Source organism: Mycobacterium lentiflavum (assembly GCF_022374895.2).
GTDB classification, from domain to species: Bacteria; Actinomycetota; Actinomycetes; order Mycobacteriales; family Mycobacteriaceae; genus Mycobacterium; species Mycobacterium lentiflavum.
Genome location: NZ_CP092423.2, coordinates 2,658,500 through 2,676,074 on the forward strand (window position 1 = coordinate 2,658,500; position 17,575 = coordinate 2,676,074).

A 17,575-nucleotide genomic window follows, 5' to 3' on the forward strand; every position below is an offset into this window, starting at 1 on the left:
AGATCCTTGCCTCGGTGCCCGTATCCTCTTCAGCAGTACGGGAGCAATCGAGGTGAACGACACGAGTGGCCGACGACAGGCAGCGTCACAACGGTGAACGACGTCCGCGCGCGGCGTCTGGCTGGTCGGGACCGGGTCGGGCGCGCTCGGCCCAACCGCGGCACTCCACCGGCGACGGTGATCGCCCGGCGGACAACGGGCCCCCAATACCGCCCGACGTGGACCCCAAACAGCTGGCCCCCGAGATCCGGGGTGAATTGAGCACCCTGGATCGCGCGACCGCCGATGCGGTGGCCCGCCACCTGGTCGCCGCCGGCGAGTTGATGGACGAAGACCCGGAAGCCGCCCTGAACCATGCCCGTGCCGCGCGCGCCAGGTCCAGCAGGATCGCCGCGATCCGCGAAGCCGTCGGAATCGCCGCATACCGCTACGGCGACTGGGCCCAGGCGCTGTCCGAATTGCGTGCCGCCCGCCGGATGGGCAGCAAGTCCTCGTTGCTGGCGTTGATCGCGGATTGCGAACGCGGCCTTGGCCGTCCGGAGCGGGCGATCGAACTGGCCCGCGGGGAAGAAGCGGCCCGGCTGTCCGGCGACGACGCCGACGAGCTGCGCATCGTGGTCGCCGGCGCCCGCTCCGATCTCGGGCAACTCGAACAGGCGCTGACCCTGTTGTCCACGCCACAACTGGATCCGAGTCGCTCGGGCACGACGGCCGCCCGGCTGTTCTACGCCTACGCCGACACCCTGCTGGCGCTCGACCGCAAGGACGAAGCGCTGCAATGGTTTTTGCACTCCGCGGCCGCCGACGTCGACGGTGTGACCGATGCCGAAGACCGGGTCAGCGAGCTGGGCTGACAATGCTGGGTTCAATCAAATGAAAAGCATTGCGCAGGAATATGATTGCCTGCTCATTGATCTGGATGGCACGGTGTTTCGCGGCCACAGTGCCACCGACGGCGCGGTGCAGACACTCGACGAGGTAAGCAGCCGCAAACTGTTCGTCACCAACAACGCATCCCGCAGCGCCGACGAAGTAGCGACCCACCTGCGCGACCTCGGGTTCACCGCCACCCGGGACGACGTCGTCACCAGTGCCCAAAGTGCCGCACACCTGCTTTCCGGTGAGCTGCCGCCGGATTCGCCCGTGCTGATCGTCGGTACCGACTCGCTGGCCAACGAGATCGCCGCGGTCGGGCTGCGCCCGGTGCGCCGCTTCGACGACAACCCGGTCGCGGTCGTCCAAGGACTGTCGATGACGATCGGCTGGCCCGATCTCGCCGAGGCCGCACTGGCCATTCGGGCCGGCGCGTTGTGGGTGGCGGCCAATGTCGACCCGACGCTGCCCACCGAGCGGGGCCTGCTGCCCGGCAACGGATCTCTGGTAGCCGCACTGCGGGCGGCGACCGGCGCCGAACCCAAGGTGGCCGGAAAGCCTGCCCCGACGCTGCTCGACGATGCGGTCGCCCGCGGGGACTACCGCGCGCCGTTGGTGATCGGCGACCGCCTCGACACCGACATCGAGGGCGCCAATGCCGCAAAGCTCCCCAGCCTGATGGTGCTGACCGGGGTGAGCAGCGCGCGCGACGCGGTGTACGCCATCGCCAAGCAGCGGCCCACCTACATCGGCCACGACCTGCGCGCGCTGCGCCAGGGCAGCAACCTGCTCGCGGTCGGGCCGCAGCCCGGCTGGGCGATCGACGTCGCAGATGGCGCGGTGACGGTCACCGCCAGCGGCGCCTTTGAAGCAGACGACGACGGGGACGGGCTGTCGATCGTGCGGGCCGTCGCCAGCGCGGTGTGGGGCGCCGATAACTCCGATTTCCAGGGCCGCGCGGCGCGCATCCAGCCCGGTGACGACCGGGCCCGCGACGCGCTCGAGCGCTGGTCTCTCGTGCATGGGGACTAGCGGATGACTACCGTAGAACCGCAATGAATATCGATCCCGCACAGATTCGCGCCGACATCGACAACCTGCTGGCGCAGCTGCCCGACCTGGCCGACCCGGAGAACCGGGAGACCGGGCCGTCCCTCGCCGAGCTCGAAGACATCGCACGCCGGCTTTCGCAGGCCCATGACGTGCTGCTGGCCGCGCTGGAGTCGGCGGAGAAGGGCTGAGGTGCGGGCATGGCACGACGCGCCCGCGTTGACGCCGAGCTGGTGCGTCGCGGACTCGCACGATCCCGTCAGCAGGCAGCCGAGTTGATCGGCGCCGGCAAGGTCAGCATCGACGGCATGCCTGCGGTCAAGCCCGGCACCGCCGTTGCGGCGACCGCGGCCCTGACCGTCGCCGACGGCGGCGAGCGGCGGTGGGTGTCGCGCGGGGCACACAAGCTGACCGGCGCGCTCGACGCGTTCGGGATCCCGGTGGCGGGCCGCCGCTGCCTGGACGCCGGCGCGTCGACCGGCGGCTTCACCGAGGTCCTGCTGGATCGTGGTGCCGACGAGGTGGTGGCCGCCGATGTGGGCTACGGCCAGCTGGCCTGGTCGCTGCGCTCGGACTCGCGGGTGATCGTCGTCGAGCGGACCAACGTTCGCGACCTGTCACCCGAGGCGATCGGCGGTCGTGTCGACCTCGTGGTGGCTGACCTGTCGTTTATCTCGCTGTCCACCGTGTTGCCCGCGCTGGCTGGTTGCGCCGACCCCGGCGCGGATATCGTTCCCATGGTGAAGCCGCAGTTTGAGGTCGGGAAGGGCCAGGTCGGTGCCGGCGGGGTCGTCCGCGACCCCGCGATGCGCGCCGGCTCGGTGCTGGCCGTAGCGGGACGTGCCGGCGAGCTGGGCTGGCACACCGTGGACGTCACGGCCAGTCCGCTGCCGGGGCCGTCGGGCAATGTCGAGTATTTCCTGTGGCTGCGCGCCGACACCGATCGGGCGCTGACCGGCGACGGGCTCGTCGATGCGGTGCGGCGCGCGGTGGGCGAGGGCCCGCAATGACCGTCGAACGTACCATCCTGCTGGTCGTGCACACCGGACGCGAGGAAGCCACCGAGACCGCGCAACGCGTTCAGAAAGTGCTGAGCGACAACGGAATTGCGCTTCGCGTGCTGTCGGCCGAGGCCGTCGATCGGGGGCCGCTGCCGCTGTCTCCGGACGACGTACGGGCGATGGGCGTCGAAATCGAGGTGGTCGACGCCGAACCCGACGCCGCGGAAGGCTGCGAGTTGGTGCTGGTGCTCGGCGGCGACGGAACCTTCCTGCGCGCGGCGGAATTTGCTCGTAACGCGGGGATTCCGGTGCTGGGCGTCAACCTGGGGCGGATCGGCTTCCTGGCCGAGGCCGAGGCCGAAGCCATCGACCGAGTGCTCGAACATGTGGTCGCGCAGGACTACCGGGTGGAGGAGCGCCTGACGCTCGACATCGCGGTGCGGCATCGCGGACAGGTGATCGATCAGGGCTGGGCGCTCAACGAGGCCAGCCTGGAGAAGGGCCCGCGGTTGGGCGTGCTCGGCGTGGTCGTCGAAATCGAGGGACGGCCGGTGTCGACCTTCGGCTGCGACGGCGTCCTGGTGTCGACTCCGACCGGATCGACCGCCTACGCCTTCTCCGCCGGCGGCCCGGTGCTGTGGCCGGACCTCGAGGCAATCCTGGTGGTGCCCAACAACGCTCACGCACTGTTCGGCCGACCGATGGTCACCAGTCCGGACGCCACGATCGCGATCGAGATCGAGGCGAGTGGCAACGACGCCCTGGTGTTCTGCGACGGCCGTCGCGAAATGGTGCTACCCGCAGGAGGGCGGCTCGAGGTGAAACGTTGTGGCACCGCGGTGAAATGGGCCCGGCTGGACAGCGCGCCGTTCACCGACCGACTGGTGCGTAAGTTCCGTTTGCCCGTGACCGGTTGGCGCGGAAAGTAACGGCGCCGCAGCGGTACTGACGTCATGCTGACCGAAATCCGCATCGAGTCACTGGGTGCGATCAGCTCTGCTGTCGGGGAGTTCGACCGCGGCCTGACCGTACTGACCGGTGAGACCGGCACCGGCAAGACCATGGTGGTGACGGGGCTTCATCTGCTCGGCGGGGCTCGCGCCGACGCCAACCGGGTGCGTTCGGGTGCCGAACGCGCGGTCGTCGAAGGCCGTTTCACCACAACCGATCTCGACGACTCTGCGATCGCGCAGCTGGATGAGATGCTGGAGGCGTCGGGCGCGGAACGCGACGAGGACGGCAGCGTGATCGCGCTGCGCTCGGTCAGCCGCGAGGGGCCGTCTCGGGCTTATCTCGGCGGTCGCAGCGTGCCCGCGAAATCGTTGGGAGACTTCACTACCGGGCTACTGACCCTGCACGGCCAGAATGACCAGCTGCGGCTGATGCGGCCCGAGGAGCAACGCGGCGCGCTGGACCGGTTCGCAAAAGCCGGCGCCGCGCTGGAGCGCTACCGCAAAGTGCGCGACGCCTGGCTGACGGCGCGGCGCGACCTGTTCGACCGGCGCAACCGCATGCGCGAACTCGCGCTGGAGGCCGATCGGCTGAGCTTCGCGCTCAACGAGATCGATGCCGTGGACCCGCAGCCGGGCGAGGACGACGCTCTGGTCGCCGATATCGTGCGGCTCTCCGAGCTGGACACACTGCGCGAGGCCGCGGCCACCGCCCGCGAGGCGCTCTCGGCGGAGGATCTGTCGGGCGACAGCGCGGCCGACACTCTCGGGCGCGCAAGGGCCGCACTGGAATCCACCGACGACGCCAAGCTGCAGGCGTTGGCCGAGCAGGTGCGCGAGGCGCAGACCGTGGTGGCCGATGCGGCCCAGGAACTCGGCGGCTACCTGCAAGAGCTGCCGGTCGATGCCAGCGCGCTGGAATCCAAGCTGGCCCGCCAAGCCGAGTTGCGGACACTGACGCGCAAGTACGCCGCGGACGTCGACGGCGTGCTGCGGTGGGCGGCTGAATCGCGCGACCGGCTGGCCCAACTCGACGTTTCCGAGGAAGGGCTGGCGGCGCTGGAACGCCGCGCCGACGAGCTCGCCGGCGAATTGGCAGAAGCCGCAATCGATCTCAGTAAGGCCCGGCGCAAGGCGGCGAAGAAGCTGGCCAAAGAAGTGACCGCCGAGCTGTCCGGGCTGGCGATGGCCGATGCCGAATTCACGATCGAGGTGAGCACCGACATCGCCACCGAGAAGGACGACCCGGCCGCCCTCACGGTGTCCATGGGGCCCGCCGGGCCCATCCTGGCCCGCGCGGGCGGCGACGGCATCGACCAGGTCGAGTTCGGCTTCGCCGCGCACCGAGGCATGACGGTGCTGCCGCTGGCCAAGAGCGCCTCCGGCGGTGAGCTGTCCCGGGTGATGCTGGCTTTGGAAGTGGTACTGGCGGCGTCGGCGGCGGGCACCACGATGGTGTTCGACGAGATCGACGCCGGTGTCGGTGGCCGGGCGGCGGTCCAGATCGGGCGGCGGCTGGCGCGGCTGGCACGCACTCACCAGGTCATCGTGGTGACCCACCTGCCACAGGTCGCGGCGTACGCCGACGTGCACCTGGTGGTGCATCCGGCCGGGCCGCGGGGGACCAGCGTGGTACGGCGGGTGACCGACGACGAGCGGGTCGCCGAGCTGGCGCGGATGCTGGCCGGTCTGGGCGAATCCGACAGCGGCCGCGCGCACGCCCGGGAGTTACTCGACGGCGCCCAGAATGACGAGATCTAACCGTCGCGGAGCCGCGCGACCGTCGAGCGAGACCATACCGGGATCCGCCTGTTACGGATGTGACTCTAGATAACTTCTGGGGCTAATGTTACGGCGCGCCTCCCCGCCCGAGCCGTCCATCGCGGCCAGAATCGCCCCCATGAAGATGTCAGGGCTGCTCACACGTAATGCTTCCCGGCCGGGTCTGACCGGCACCGCACGGGTCGACCGCAACATCGACCGCCTGCTGCGTCGGGTCTGCCCGGGTGACATCGTCGTGCTGGACGTCCTGGACCTGGACCGCATCACCGCCGAGGCACTGGTGGAGGCCGACATCGCCGCCGTCGTCAACGCATCGCCGTCGGTCTCCGGCCGCTACCCGAACATGGGCCCCGAGGTGTTGGTCAACAACGGCGTCACGCTGATCGACGAGACCGGGCCGGACATCTTCAAGAAGGTCAAGGACGGCTCCAAGATTCGCCTGTATGAAGGCGGGGTGTACGCCGGCGAGCGTCGGCTGATCCGCGGCACCGAGCGCACCGACCACGACATCGCCGACCTGATGCGCGAGGCCAAGAGCGGCCTGGCCGCCCATCTGGAGGCGTTCGCGGGCAACACCATCGAGTTCATCAAGAGCGAGAGCCCGCTGCTGATCGACGGTATCGGCATCCCCGACGTCGACATCGACATGCGTCGCCGCCACGTGGTGATCGTCGCCGACGAGGACAGCGCCGCCGACGATCTGCGCTCGCTGAAGCCGTTCATCAAGGAGTACCAGCCGGTCCTGATCGGCGTCGGTAGCGGCGCCGACGTATTGCGCAAGGCCGGCTACCGTCCGCAGCTCATCGTCGGCGACCCCGAGCAGATCAGCACCGACGCCCTCAAGTGCGGCGCCCACGTCGTGTTGCCGGCCGACGCCGACGGTCACGCGCCCGGGCTGGAGCGGATCCAGGACCTCGGAGTCGGGGCGATGACGTTCCCCGCCGCGGGTTCGGCCGTCGACCTGGCCCTGCTGCTGGCCGACCACCACGGCGCGGCGCTGCTCGTGACGGCCGGTCACACCGCCAACATCGAGACGTTCTTCGACCGGACGCGTACCCAGAGCAATCCGTCGACGTTTTTGACCAGGCTTCGGGTCGGGGAGAAGGTGGTCGACGCCAAGGCGGTCGCCACCCTCTACCGCAATCACATCTCCGGCGGTGCCATCGCGCTACTGGCGCTGACGATGCTGATCGCCGTCATCGTCGCGCTGTGGGTGTCGCGCACCGACGGCGTGGTGCTGCACTGGATCACCGACTACTGGAATCACTTCTCCCTATGGATTCAGCACTTGATCACCTAGTCAGTTCGAAGGACGTGCGCTCATGATCTCGCTACGCCAACATGCCTTCTCGCTGGCCGCGGTCTTCCTCGCGCTGGCCATCGGCGTCGTGCTGGGTTCGGGCTTCTTGTCCGACACCCTGCTGTCCAGCCTGCGTGACGAGAAGCGCGACCTCTACACGCAGATCAGCGGGCTCAATGACCAGAAGAATGTCCTCAACGAAAAGCTCAGCGCGGCAAATAATTTCGATAACCAGATGATGGGCCGGATCGTCCATGACGGGCTGGCAGGCAAATCCGTCGTCGTCTTCCGCACCCCGGACGCCAAGGACGACGACGTCGCCGCGGTCTCGAAGATCGTCGGCCAGGCCGGCGGGACCGTCACCGGGACGGTGGCGCTGACGCAGGAGTTCGTCGACGCCAACTCCGCGGAGAAACTGCGGACCGTGGTGAACTCGTCGGTGCTGCCGGCCGGCCAGCAACTCAGCACCAAACTCGTCGACCAGGGATCACAGGCCGGTGACCTGTTGGGCATCGCCCTGCTGCTCAACGCCAACCCGGCGGTCCCACCCGTGCCAGAAATCACGGAGACGCAGCGCGACACCGTGCTGGCGGCGCTGCGCGAGACCGGATTCGTCACATATCAACCCAGCGACCACATGGCAGCGGCCAACGCCGCGCTGATCGTCACCGGTGGCGCGCTGCCGCAAGACGCCGGCAATCAGGGAGTCAGCGTGGCCCGCTTCGCCGCGGCACTGGCACCCCACGGCTCGGGCACGCTGCTGGCCGGGCGCGACGGATCGTCGACGGGCGGTGCCGCGGTCGCGGTCGCCCGCGCCGACGCCGGCATCAACTCCGCGATCAGCACCGTCGACGACGTCGACGCCGCACCGGGTCGGATCACCGCGATCCTGGGCCTGCATGACCTGCTCAACGGCGGGCATGTCGGGCAGTACGGCACCGGTCACGGCGCCACGTCGATCACCGTCGCGCAGTAGCGATTCGCAGTCGGCCACCCGGTTGCCGGGCGTGTTAGCCGCGCCGCGGGGTTGCTGGTGTTAGGGTGGATTTCCGTGGGTCGGCAGGCCCAGCCAGTCACGTTCGACGATAACGACGCCCTGCCCGTCTTCACGGAGGTCGCTTTAGTGCGTAGGCATCCGCAAACCACCACCAAGCACCTCTTCGTCAGCGGTGGTGTCGCATCCTCACTCGGTAAGGGTCTGACCGCCAGTAGCCTCGGACAGCTACTGACCGCGCGCGGACTGCACGTCACGATGCAAAAGCTCGACCCGTATCTCAACGTGGACCCGGGCACGATGAACCCGTTCCAGCACGGCGAGGTCTTCGTCACCGAGGACGGTGCCGAGACCGACCTCGACGTCGGTCACTACGAGCGATTCTTGGATCGCGACCTGTCCGGCTCCGCGAATGTCACTACCGGACAAGTGTATTCGACCGTCATCGCCAAGGAGCGCCGCGGCGAATACCTCGGCGATACCGTTCAGGTGATCCCGCACATCACCGACGAGATCAAGCGGCGCATTCGGGCGCTCGCCGAACCGGACGCCAACGGCAACCGCCCGGACGTCGTGATCACCGAGATCGGCGGCACGGTCGGCGACATCGAGTCACAGCCCTTTCTCGAGGCGGCGCGGCAGGTCCGCCACGATCTCGGTCGTGAGCACGTCTTCTTTCTGCACGTGTCGCTGGTGCCCTACCTGGCGCCGTCCGGTGAACTCAAGACCAAGCCGACGCAGCACTCGGTGGCCGCGCTGCGCAGCGTCGGAATCACGCCCGACGCGTTGATCCTGCGCTGCGACCGCGACGTCCCCGAGCCGTTGAAGAACAAGATCGCGCTGATGTGCGACGTCGACATCGACGGCGTCATCTCCACTCCGGACGCGCCTTCGATCTACGACATCCCCAAGGTGCTGCACCGCGAGGAGCTCGACGCGTACGTGGTGCGCCGGCTGAACCTGCCGTTCCGCGATGTCGACTGGACCCAATGGAACGACCTGCTGCGCCGGGTGCACGAGCCGCACGAAACCGTGCGAATTGCCTTGGTGGGCAAGTATGTTGATCTGTCCGATGCCTACCTCTCGGTGACCGAGGCGTTGCGCGCCGGCGGGTTTCGGCACCACGCGAAGGTCGAGATGGTCTGGGTGCCGTCCGACGACTGCGAGAACGCCACCGGTGCCGCGGCGGCGCTGGCCGACGTGCACGGTGTGCTGATCCCCGGCGGATTCGGCATCCGCGGCATCGAGGGCAAGATCGGCGCGATCCGGTATGCGCGGGCCCGCGGGTTGCCGGTGTTCGGTCTGTGCCTCGGGCTGCAGTGCATCGTGATCGAAGCCGCTCGCTCGGTCGGTCTGACCGAAGCCAACTCGGCCGAATTCGAACCGTCCACACCGGATCCCGTCATCTCGACGATGGCCGATCAGGAGCACATCGTGGCCGGCGAAGCCGACCTCGGCGGCACCATGCGGCTGGGTGCCTATCCCGCGGTGCTCGAGCCGGATTCGATTGTGGCCCAAGCATATGGAGCCACTCAGGTGTCCGAGCGGCACCGGCACCGCTACGAGGTCAACAACGCCTACCGTGCCAAGATCGCCGAAAGCGGGCTGCGATTCTCCGGGACCTCGCCCGACGGTCATCTGGTGGAGTTCGTCGAATACCCGTCGGACATTCACCCGTTCGTCGTCGGTACCCAGGCCCACCCCGAACTGAAGAGCCGGCCCACCCGGCCACACCCACTGTTCGTCGCATTCGTCGGCGCGGCCATCGACTACAAAGAGGGTGAGCTGCTTCCGGTGGAGATCCCTGAGCACACGTCCAACGGCAACCAGCATCGAGACAGTGCCGACCGGTCGATACCTGAACCCGCCACTCGTGGCTGAGCATGACTTCGAGACGGCGTCGAGCGAATTGCTCTACACCGGAAAGATTTTCACGCTGCGCCGCGACGAGGTGCGGATGCCCGGGGGCAACACCGCGGCGCGAGAGGTGCTGGAACACTACGGCGCCGTCGCCATCGTGCCGATGCGCGAGGACCACAGCATCGCGATGGTCTACCAGTACCGGCACACCTTCGGCCGGCGGCTATGGGAACTGCCGGCGGGTCTGCTCGACCTCGCGGGCGAAGCGCCCCACCTCACGGCCGCACGCGAACTTGAGGAGGAAGTCGGTCTGCACGCCGACACCTGGCGCGTTCTCGTCGACCTCGACACCGCGCCCGGATACAGCGACGAATCGGTACGCGTGTTCCTGGCCACGGATCTGACCGAGATCGGCCGACCCGAGGCGCACGACGAAGAAGCCGACCTGACGATGCGCTGGGTCCCGATGAAGGAAGCGGTGCGCCTCGTCTTCAGTGGTGAGGTCATCAATTCCATCGCCGTATCGGGGATTCTGGCCGCCCACGCCGTCACGACGGGTCTGGCCCAGCCGCGCCCGGTGGACATCCCGTGGCCGGACAAGCCCCAGGCATTCGCGGCTCGAAAAGCGGCCGCGCAATGACGACCGCGCTGACCCTCGAGTCGCAAATGCAGGGCTATCTCGACCACTTGACGATCGAGCGTGGCGTCGCGGCCAACACGCTCAGCTCGTATCGGCGCGACCTGCGCCGCTATTCAAAGCACTTGGAAGACCGTGGAATTCACGATCTTGCCAAGGTCGGCGAGGACGACGTCAGCGAATTTCTGGTCGCGTTGCGCCGCGGTGATCCCGATTCCGGAGCGGTCGGCTTGTCGGCGGTGTCGGCGGCACGGGCGCTGATCGCGGTGCGCGGCCTGCATCGCTTCGCTGCCGCCGAGGGGCTGGCCGAATTGGATGTGGCGCGCGCGGTGCGACCGCCGACCCCCGGCCGCCGGCTGCCCAAAAGCCTGACCATCGACGAAGTGCTGGCGCTGCTGGAAGGCGCCGGCGGGGAAAGCCCGTCCGACGGTCCGCTGACGCTGCGCAACCGGGCGCTGCTGGAGCTGTTGTATTCCACCGGATCACGCATCTCCGAAGCCGTCGGCCTCGACGTCGACGACATCGACACCCAGGCCCGTTCGGTGCTGCTGCGCGGCAAGGGCGGCAAGCAGCGGCTGGTGCCGATCGGTCGTCCCGCCGTCCACGCGCTCGATGCCTACCTGGTACGCGGACGCCCGGAGCTGGCCCGCCGGGGTCGCGGCACCGCCGCGATCTTCCTCAACGCCCGCGGCGGACGGCTGTCGCGGCAAAGCGCATGGCAGGTGCTGCAGGACGCCGCCGAGCGTGCCGGGATCACCTCGGGGGTGTCGCCGCACATGCTGCGGCACTCGTTCGCCACGCATCTGCTGGAGGGCGGGGCCGACGTGCGCGTCGTGCAGGAGCTGCTCGGGCACGCCTCGGTGACGACCACGCAGATCTACACGCTGGTCACCGTGCACGCGCTGCGCGAGGTGTGGGCCGGAGCCCACCCGCGCGCGCAGTAGCTCAGCGCAGGTAATCGGACTCCAGCACCAGGTCGGACACCATCGACTGGTATTCGAGGTGGGCCTTGTGCTCGACGGTGTTCCACAACTTGCCCTGCTGCTGGCGCATGTACTCGCGGTACTTCGGCGCACCGGGCACCCGGACGTTGTCGGCAACCGCGATCGAGCCCTTATGCAGCCAGCCCCGGTCCATGATGCTCAACAGATCGTTGAGGTAGGCGTCCTTGTCGTGGTCGAGGAACAGGAAATCGAGTGCACCAGAAGCGAATCCGTGTTCGCTGGCGAGCGCGTCGAGCGTGCGCCCGCCGTCACCGAGGGTGCCGACGACGCACGTCACCCGATCGGCGACACCGGCATGCGCCCAGATTCGCCGGGCGTTAGCGGCGTTGGCCTCGGCGAGCTCGACGGAAAACACCTTGGCGTTCGGCGCGGCCCGGGCGATCCGCAGCGCGCCGTAGCCGCAGTAGGTGCCCAACTCCAGCGCGAGCGCGGGGTCGGCCCGGCGTACGGCGGCGTCGAGCAGCAGGCCCTTCTCGTCGCCGACATTGATCAGCATCGACTTCTCGTAGGCGAACTTGTCGATGGTCGCCAGCACGTCGTCGATGTCACCGGCTCGGGCGTGGGCGAGGACGTAGTCGACCGCGGCCGCCTCGCGTCCGTCGCCGATCTGGCCCGTCGTGGTGATGTTGCGAACTCCGGCAGCCATCCGCCACACCGACCATCGCAGCAGCGGTATCCGTCTCTTGAGGTCCATAGGCCCTACCCTAGGCATGGTCGACCCAGCGGTGGTGTCCAACACTTGCGTCCCCGCGGTCCCGGCTATAACGTCCGGCCATCGGTGGCGGTCGGCGGAGGAGCCAGATGAGCGGTTATCGCGAGCTTCACCAGTTCAGCCTCGACGATCCGAGGACATTCTGGGCGCAGGCCGCGGAGGCGGTGACGTGGATCCAGGCGCCGAAGCGGATCCTCGATGACAGCCGACCGCCTTTCTATCGCTGGTTTCCCGACGGGGAACTCAACACGTGCGTCAACGCCCTCGACCGACACGTCGACGCCGGCCGCGGCGGCACGCCGGCGCTGATTTACGACTCACCCGTGACAGCGACGAAGCGCACCCTCTCCTATGCCGAATTGCTCGATCTCACATCGCGTTTCGCCGGGGTGCTGCGCAACTTGGGGGTGAGCAAAGGCGACCGCGTGGTCATCTATATGCCGATGATCCCGGAAACGGTGGTCGCCATGCTGGCGTGCGCCCGAATCGGTGCGGTGCATTCCGTGGTCTTCGGTGGATTCGCCGCGCACGAGCTCGCCACTCGCATCGACGACGCTCGTCCTGCCGTGGTCGTCTCGGCGTCCTGCGGCATCGAACCGACCCGGGTTGTGGAGTACAAGCCCATGCTCGACGCGGCGATCGCTGCCAGTGCGCATCCGCCACGGCACTGCGTCATCGTGCAGCGTGACCGGCTGCGCTGCAGCATGGTCGACGGCCGTGACAGAGACTGGCAGGAGCTGATTGGCGTCGCCGAGCCAGTGGCGGCAGTCGCGGTGGCCGCAACGGATCCGCTGTACATCCTGTACACCTCGGGTACCACCGGCAGACCCAAAGGCGTGGTGCGGGACAACGGTGGTCACGCGGTAGCGCTGCTTTGGAGCATGCGCCACATTTACGACGTCAGCCCCGGCGATGTCTATTGGGCGGCGTCGGACGTCGGCTGGGTGGTCGGGCACTCCTACATCGTCTACGGACCACTGTTCGCGGGCGCCACCACGGTGCTCTACGAGGGAAAGCCGGTGGGCACGCCCGACCCAGGTGCTTTCTGGCGTGTGATCACCGAGCACGAGGTGAAGGTTTTCTTCACCGCGCCGACCGCAATCCGCGCGATCCGCCGGGACGATCCCGACGGCACCTGGCTGCAGCGCTATGAGCGCGCCCATCTGGAATCGGTGTTCCTCGCCGGCGAGCGGCTCGACCCCGACACTTACTCATGGGTGTCGGACAAGGTCGGCGTTCGAGTCATCGACCACTGGTGGCAGACCGAGACCGGGTGGGCGATTGCAGCCAATCCGATAGGTGCGGAACCGCTGCCGATCAAGCCCGGTTCGCCGGGCGTGCCGATGCCGGGCTACGACGTCGCGATCCTCAATCCGGACGGAGCGGCCTGCTCGCCTGGTGAGGAGGGCGCCATCTGCCTGAGTCTGCCGCTCCCGCCTGGTGCCTTCCCGACGCTCTGGGAGGATGACGCGCGGTACGAAGCCTCGTACTTGTGCGAGCATCCCGGCTATTACCTGACCGGCGACGGCGGATATGTCGATCAGGACGGCTATCTGTTCGTCATGGGCCGCATCGACGATGTCATCAACGTGGCCGGTCACCGGCTCTCCACCGGCGAAATAGAAGCGGTGCTGGCGTCACACCCCGCGGTGGCCGAAGTGGCGGTCATCGCCGTCGCCGACGACATCAAGGGCCAGGTCCCGCGCGGGTTCGTCGTCCTGCAGGCCGGGTCGCCGGGGGACGGGCTCGCCGACGAGTTGGTGGCGCTAGTTCGCGACGAGATCGGGGCGGTGGCGTGTCTGAAGCGCGTCGACATCGTCTCGGCGTTGCCGAAGACGCGCTCCGGCAAGATTCTCCGCAAGGCGATGCGCCGCATCGCGCACGGCCACGACGATGAGATGCCGTCCACCATCGAGGACCCTGACGTGCTGCATGCGCTGCGGCCCGTCTTGACCCTGGAGCCAGGCGCACGGGAGTCGCTGGAACCGGCGTGACCACCCAGACCGGCCGGCAGTGACGCGCGGCGGTAACGTCCGCATCCCCTTCGACTGGTGCTCGTGTGACTGGTGTTAAGCAAGCGAATTCAACGACATCACGTCCGCGATATCCGCACATATTCGCTGGTGAAACACCCTGCGGGTCGCCCGGTTTACGCGCGCCTACCCGATAGACTTTCGGACGATGTTCACCTTCGCAATACCCCGGGCATGACCGACCAGCCTGACGACGGCGTCGAGATTGGCCTTACGGGGCGTCCGCCGCGGGCGATACCGGAACCGCAGCCGCGTACCTCGCACGGCCCGGCAAAGGTGATTGCGATGTGCAACCAGAAGGGTGGCGTCGGAAAAACCACCTCGACGATCAACCTGGGTGCCGCGCTCGCCGAGTACGGCCGGCGGGTGTTGCTGGTGGACATGGATCCGCAGGGCGCGCTGTCCGCGGGCCTCGGCGTCCCGCACTACGAGTTGGAAAAGACCATTCACAACGTGCTGGTCGAGCCGCGGGTGTCGATCGAAGACGTGCTGCTTTCCACCCGGGTCAAGTACCTGGACCTGGTGCCCAGCAATATCGACCTGTCGGCCGCCGAGATTCAGCTGGTCAACGAGGTGGGCCGGGAGCAGACGCTGGGTCGGGCGCTGCATCCGGTGCTGGACCGCTACGACTATGTCTTGATCGACTGCCAGCCGTCGCTCGGCCTGCTCACCGTCAACGGGCTGGCCTGCTCCGATGGCGTGGTCATCCCGACCGAGTGCGAGTTCTTCTCGCTACGCGGCCTGGCGCTGCTCACCGATACCGTGGACAAGGTGCGCGACCGGCTCAACCCGAAGCTTGAGATCAGCGGCATCCTGCTGACCCGCTACGACCCGCGCACGGTCAACGCCCGTGAGGTGATGGCCCGGGTCGTCGAACGCTTCGGTGACCTGGTGTTCGACACCGTGATCACCCGGACCGTGCGTTTCCCGGAGACCAGTGTGGCGGGTGAACCCATCACCACCTGGGCGCCGAAGTCGACCGGCGCCATCGCCTATCGCGCTTTGGCCCGCGAGTTCATCGACCGCTTCGGCGCGTGAACGACACAGCCAATGGTGAGGCGGCAGCGCAGAACGGCTCCTCGACCGGTTTCCAAGTCCGCCTCACCAACTTCGAGGGGCCGTTCGACCTGCTGCTGCAGCTGATCTTCGCGCATCGTCTCGACGTGACCGAGGTGGCGCTGCATCAGGTCACCGACGACTTCATCGCCTACACCCGCGAGATCGGCACCCAGCTGGATCTGGAGGAGACCACCGCGTTCCTCGTGGTTGCCGCGACCCTGCTCGATCTCAAGGCCGCGCGGCTGCTGCCGGCCGGACAGATCGATGACGAGGAAGACCTCGCCCTGCTCGAGGTGCGGGACCTGCTCTTCGCCCGGCTGCTGCAGTACCGCGCGTTCAAGCACGTCGCGGAGATGTTCGCCGAGCTGGAAGCCACCGCGCTGCGCAGCTACCCGCGCGCGGTGTCGCTGGAAGACCGGTTCACCGAACTGCTGCCTGAAGTGATGATCGGTGTCGACGCCGAGCGGTTCGCCCAGATCGCTGCGGTCGCGTTCAGCCCGCGGCCGGTGCCGACGGTGGCCATCGGCCACCTGCACGAGCTCAAGGTCTCGGTGCCCGAGCAGGCCCAGAAGCTGCTGTCGATGCTCGAAGCGCGGGGCAGCGGCCAATGGGCCACGTTTTCCGAGCTGGTCGCCGACTGCGAGGTACCGATGGAAGTGGTGGGACGCTTTTTGGCGCTGCTCGAGCTGTATCGGTCCCGGGCGGTAGCATTCGACCAGTCGGAGCCGCTTGGCGTGCTCCAGATTTCGTGGACCGGGGAGCGTCCGACCGCCGAAATACGGGACGAATAAATGACTCGCGCCGTGACGATGCAGAGCGCAGCGATGTGCCCGCTTGCGGGAGAGAGGAGGGGCGCTCGTGACTGAAGACCTGCCCGACCTCGATCTCGCCCCGGGTATGGAAGGCATCCCCGACATCGCCGAAGCAGCGCCGCTGGACGACGAGGAGTTGCGCGGCGTGCTGGAGGCGCTGTTGCTGGTGGTGGACACCCCGGTCGCCGAGGAGGCGCTGGGCGCCGCCACCGGGCAACCCGTCTATCGGATAGCCGCGAAACTGCAGCTGATGGCCGAGGAGCTCACGCAACGCGACAGCGGCATCGACCTGCGTAGGACCGGCGAGGGCTGGCGGATGTACACCCGCGCCAAGTACGCGCCCTACGTGGAGAAGCTGCTGCTGGACGGCGCGCGCTCCAAGCTCACCCGGGCCGCGCTGGAGACCCTGGCCGTCGTGGCCTACCGCCAGCCCGTGACCCGTGCGCGGGTCAGCGCGGTGCGCGGGGTCAACGTCGACGCCGTCATCCGAACCCTGTTGGCGCGCGGCCTGATCACCGAGGCCGGCGTCGACGAGGACAGCGGCGCGGCCACCTTCGCCACCACCGAGCTGTTCTTGGAGCGGCTCGGGCTGGAGTCGCTGACCGACTTGCCCGATATCGCACCGCTGCTTCCCGACGTCGACGCCATCGAGGATCTGAGCGAATCCCTGGACAGCGAGCCACGTTTCATCAAACTGTCGGGCGGCCAGACGCCCGAACAGTCGCTGTCATTTGACGTGGACCAGGATTAATGGCCGAAGATCAGGGAATCCGGCTGCAAAAAGTGTTGTCCCAGGCCGGAATTGCGTCGCGCCGGGCCGCCGAGAAGTTGATCATCGACGGTCGCGTCGAGGTGGACGGGCAGGTGGTGACCGAGCTGGGCACCCGCGTCGACCCCGATGCCTCCGTGATCCGCGTGGACGGCGCCAGGATCGCCCTCGACGAGTCGCAGGTGTATCTGGCGCTGAACAAGCCGCGCGGGATGCACTCGACAATGTCCGACGATCGTGGCCGGCCGTGCATCGGTGACCTGGTCGAGCGGCGAGTGCGGGGGAACACGAAGCTCTTTCACGTCGGACGTTTGGATGCCGACACCGAGGGGCTGATCCTGCTGACCAACGACGGCGAGTTGGCACACCGGTTGATGCACCCCTCCCACGAAGTGCCCAAGACGTATCTGGCGACGGTCGCCGGAAAGGTACCGCGTGGGCTGGGCAAGCAATTGCGGGCCGGCATCGAGTTGGAAGACGGCCCAGCGCGTGTCGACGACTTCGCGGTGGTGGATGCCATTCCCGGAAAGACGTTGGTGCGCTTGACGTTGCACGAAGGACGCAATCGGATCGTGCGACGGATGCTGGCTGGGGTGGGTTTCCCGGTGGAGGCGCTGGTACGCACCGAGTTCGGTGGGATCGCGCTGGGTAAGCAGCGGCCGGGCAGTATCCGGGCGCTCAGCCAGGGCGAGATCGGGCAACTGTACCAAGCGGTGGGCTTGTGAGCGGAACGAGCGGA

Annotated in this window: 17 protein-coding genes; 16 read left to right on the top strand and 1 reads right to left on the bottom strand. The window is 67.8% G+C overall.

Annotated elements, in window-relative coordinates:
* Window positions 1-65 precede the first annotated feature (65 nt).
* From MJO58_RS12535 to xerD, 11 genes are all read left to right on the top strand, one after another.
* Window positions 66-854 carry a tetratricopeptide repeat protein gene (locus MJO58_RS12535; protein ID WP_239722995.1) on the top strand — a complete coding sequence of 263 codons (789 nt, stop codon included), beginning with the start codon at window positions 66-68 and terminating at the stop codon, window positions 852-854.
* A gap of 19 nt (window positions 855-873) precedes the next feature.
* On the top strand, window positions 874-1,905 hold the full coding sequence (locus tag MJO58_RS12540; protein ID WP_239722996.1) for an HAD-IIA family hydrolase: 1,032 nt from the start codon (window positions 874-876) through the stop codon (window positions 1,903-1,905).
* 23 nt (window positions 1,906-1,928) lie between these two features.
* Window positions 1,929-2,114, top strand: coding sequence for a hypothetical protein (locus MJO58_RS12545; RefSeq protein WP_090601765.1), 186 nt, complete (start codon window positions 1,929-1,931; stop codon window positions 2,112-2,114).
* Window positions 2,115-2,123: 9 nt separating this feature from the next.
* Window positions 2,124-2,933, top strand: coding sequence for a TlyA family RNA methyltransferase (locus MJO58_RS12550; RefSeq protein WP_239722997.1), 810 nt, complete (start codon window positions 2,124-2,126; stop codon window positions 2,931-2,933).
* Window positions 2,930-3,853: an NAD kinase gene (locus MJO58_RS12555; RefSeq protein WP_090601767.1), complete on the top strand. Its 924-nt coding sequence runs from the start codon at window positions 2,930-2,932 to the stop codon at window positions 3,851-3,853. Before MJO58_RS12550 ends, MJO58_RS12555 begins: the two co-directional genes overlap by 4 nt.
* Window positions 3,854-3,877: 24 nt before the next feature.
* Window positions 3,878-5,635 carry a DNA repair protein RecN gene (recN, locus tag MJO58_RS12560; RefSeq protein ID WP_239722998.1) on the top strand — a complete coding sequence of 586 codons (1,758 nt, stop codon included), beginning with the start codon at window positions 3,878-3,880 and terminating at the stop codon, window positions 5,633-5,635.
* Window positions 5,636-5,774: 139 nt separating this feature from the next.
* Entirely contained in the window at window positions 5,775-6,956 is a 1,182-nt protein-coding gene (gene steA / locus MJO58_RS12565) for a putative cytokinetic ring protein SteA (protein ID WP_090601769.1), read from the top strand.
* Between the two features lie 22 nt (window positions 6,957-6,978).
* Window positions 6,979-7,932 (top strand): copper transporter, encoded by a 954-nt coding sequence (locus MJO58_RS12570; RefSeq protein WP_239722999.1) that lies wholly within the window; start codon window positions 6,979-6,981, stop codon window positions 7,930-7,932.
* A gap of 147 nt (window positions 7,933-8,079) precedes the next feature.
* Window positions 8,080-9,831: a CTP synthase gene (pyrG, locus tag MJO58_RS12575; protein ID WP_239723257.1), complete on the top strand. Its 1,752-nt coding sequence runs from the start codon at window positions 8,080-8,082 to the stop codon at window positions 9,829-9,831.
* Window positions 9,824-10,450 carry an NUDIX domain-containing protein gene (locus MJO58_RS12580; RefSeq protein ID WP_239723000.1) on the top strand — a complete coding sequence of 209 codons (627 nt, stop codon included), beginning with the start codon at window positions 9,824-9,826 and terminating at the stop codon, window positions 10,448-10,450. Before pyrG ends, MJO58_RS12580 begins: the two co-directional genes overlap by 8 nt.
* Window positions 10,447-11,391 (top strand): site-specific tyrosine recombinase XerD, encoded by a 945-nt coding sequence (xerD, locus tag MJO58_RS12585; protein WP_239723001.1) that lies wholly within the window; start codon window positions 10,447-10,449, stop codon window positions 11,389-11,391. Before MJO58_RS12580 ends, xerD begins: the two co-directional genes overlap by 4 nt.
* A gap of 1 nt (window position 11,392) precedes the next feature.
* Here xerD and MJO58_RS12590 read toward each other — a convergent pair whose 3' ends face one another.
* Window positions 11,393-12,145 (bottom strand): O-methyltransferase, encoded by a 753-nt coding sequence (locus MJO58_RS12590; protein ID WP_239723002.1) that lies wholly within the window; start codon window positions 12,143-12,145, stop codon window positions 11,393-11,395.
* Window positions 12,146-12,252: 107 nt separating this feature from the next.
* Between MJO58_RS12590 and MJO58_RS12595 the strand changes: the two genes are divergently transcribed.
* The 5 genes from MJO58_RS12595 to MJO58_RS12615 all read left to right on the top strand — a co-directional run bounded on the left by MJO58_RS12595 (window position 12,253) and on the right by MJO58_RS12615 (window position 17,561).
* The gene (locus MJO58_RS12595) at window positions 12,253-14,157 is read left to right on the top strand and encodes an acetate--CoA ligase (protein WP_239723003.1); all 1,905 of its coding nucleotides are present in this window, start codon (window positions 12,253-12,255) and stop codon (window positions 14,155-14,157) included.
* A gap of 213 nt (window positions 14,158-14,370) precedes the next feature.
* Window positions 14,371-15,234, top strand: coding sequence for a ParA family protein (locus MJO58_RS12600; protein WP_239723004.1), 864 nt, complete (start codon window positions 14,371-14,373; stop codon window positions 15,232-15,234).
* Entirely contained in the window at window positions 15,231-16,046 is an 816-nt protein-coding gene (locus MJO58_RS12605) for a segregation/condensation protein A (RefSeq protein WP_090601775.1), read from the top strand. Before MJO58_RS12600 ends, MJO58_RS12605 begins: the two co-directional genes overlap by 4 nt.
* A 106-nt stretch (window positions 16,047-16,152) precedes the next feature.
* A complete protein-coding gene (gene scpB / locus MJO58_RS12610; protein ID WP_420845421.1) occupies window positions 16,153-16,818 on the top strand; it encodes an SMC-Scp complex subunit ScpB in 666 nt (221 codons plus the stop codon).
* Window positions 16,818-17,561: a pseudouridine synthase gene (locus MJO58_RS12615; protein WP_239723005.1), complete on the top strand. Its 744-nt coding sequence runs from the start codon at window positions 16,818-16,820 to the stop codon at window positions 17,559-17,561. Before scpB ends, MJO58_RS12615 begins: the two co-directional genes overlap by 1 nt.
* The last annotated feature ends 14 nt before the right edge of the window (window positions 17,562-17,575 follow it).

Excerpts from the sequence above, each read along its gene's own strand:
- MJO58_RS12595 (WP_239723003.1), top strand. The coding sequence starts at position 12,253 with ATGAGCGGTTATCGCGAGCTTCACCAGTTCAGCCTCGACGATCCGAGG.
- MJO58_RS12545 (WP_090601765.1), top strand. The coding sequence starts at position 1,929 with ATGAATATCGATCCCGCACAGATTCGCGCCGACATCGACAACCTGCTG.
- MJO58_RS12540 (WP_239722996.1), top strand. The coding sequence starts at position 874 with ATGAAAAGCATTGCGCAGGAATATGATTGCCTGCTCATTGATCTGGAT.
- xerD (WP_239723001.1), top strand. The coding sequence starts at position 10,447 with ATGACGACCGCGCTGACCCTCGAGTCGCAAATGCAGGGCTATCTCGAC.
- MJO58_RS12590 (WP_239723002.1), bottom strand. The coding sequence starts at position 12,145 with ATGGACCTCAAGAGACGGATACCGCTGCTGCGATGGTCGGTGTGGCGG.
- MJO58_RS12555 (WP_090601767.1), top strand. The coding sequence starts at position 2,930 with ATGACCGTCGAACGTACCATCCTGCTGGTCGTGCACACCGGACGCGAG.
- MJO58_RS12550 (WP_239722997.1), top strand. The coding sequence starts at position 2,124 with ATGGCACGACGCGCCCGCGTTGACGCCGAGCTGGTGCGTCGCGGACTC.
- steA (WP_090601769.1), top strand. The coding sequence starts at position 5,775 with ATGAAGATGTCAGGGCTGCTCACACGTAATGCTTCCCGGCCGGGTCTG.
- MJO58_RS12615 (WP_239723005.1), top strand. The coding sequence starts at position 16,818 with ATGGCCGAAGATCAGGGAATCCGGCTGCAAAAAGTGTTGTCCCAGGCC.
- scpB (WP_420845421.1), top strand. The coding sequence starts at position 16,153 with ATGGAAGGCATCCCCGACATCGCCGAAGCAGCGCCGCTGGACGACGAG.
- MJO58_RS12570 (WP_239722999.1), top strand. The coding sequence starts at position 6,979 with ATGATCTCGCTACGCCAACATGCCTTCTCGCTGGCCGCGGTCTTCCTC.
- MJO58_RS12600 (WP_239723004.1), top strand. The coding sequence starts at position 14,371 with ATGACCGACCAGCCTGACGACGGCGTCGAGATTGGCCTTACGGGGCGT.
- recN (WP_239722998.1), top strand. The coding sequence starts at position 3,878 with ATGCTGACCGAAATCCGCATCGAGTCACTGGGTGCGATCAGCTCTGCT.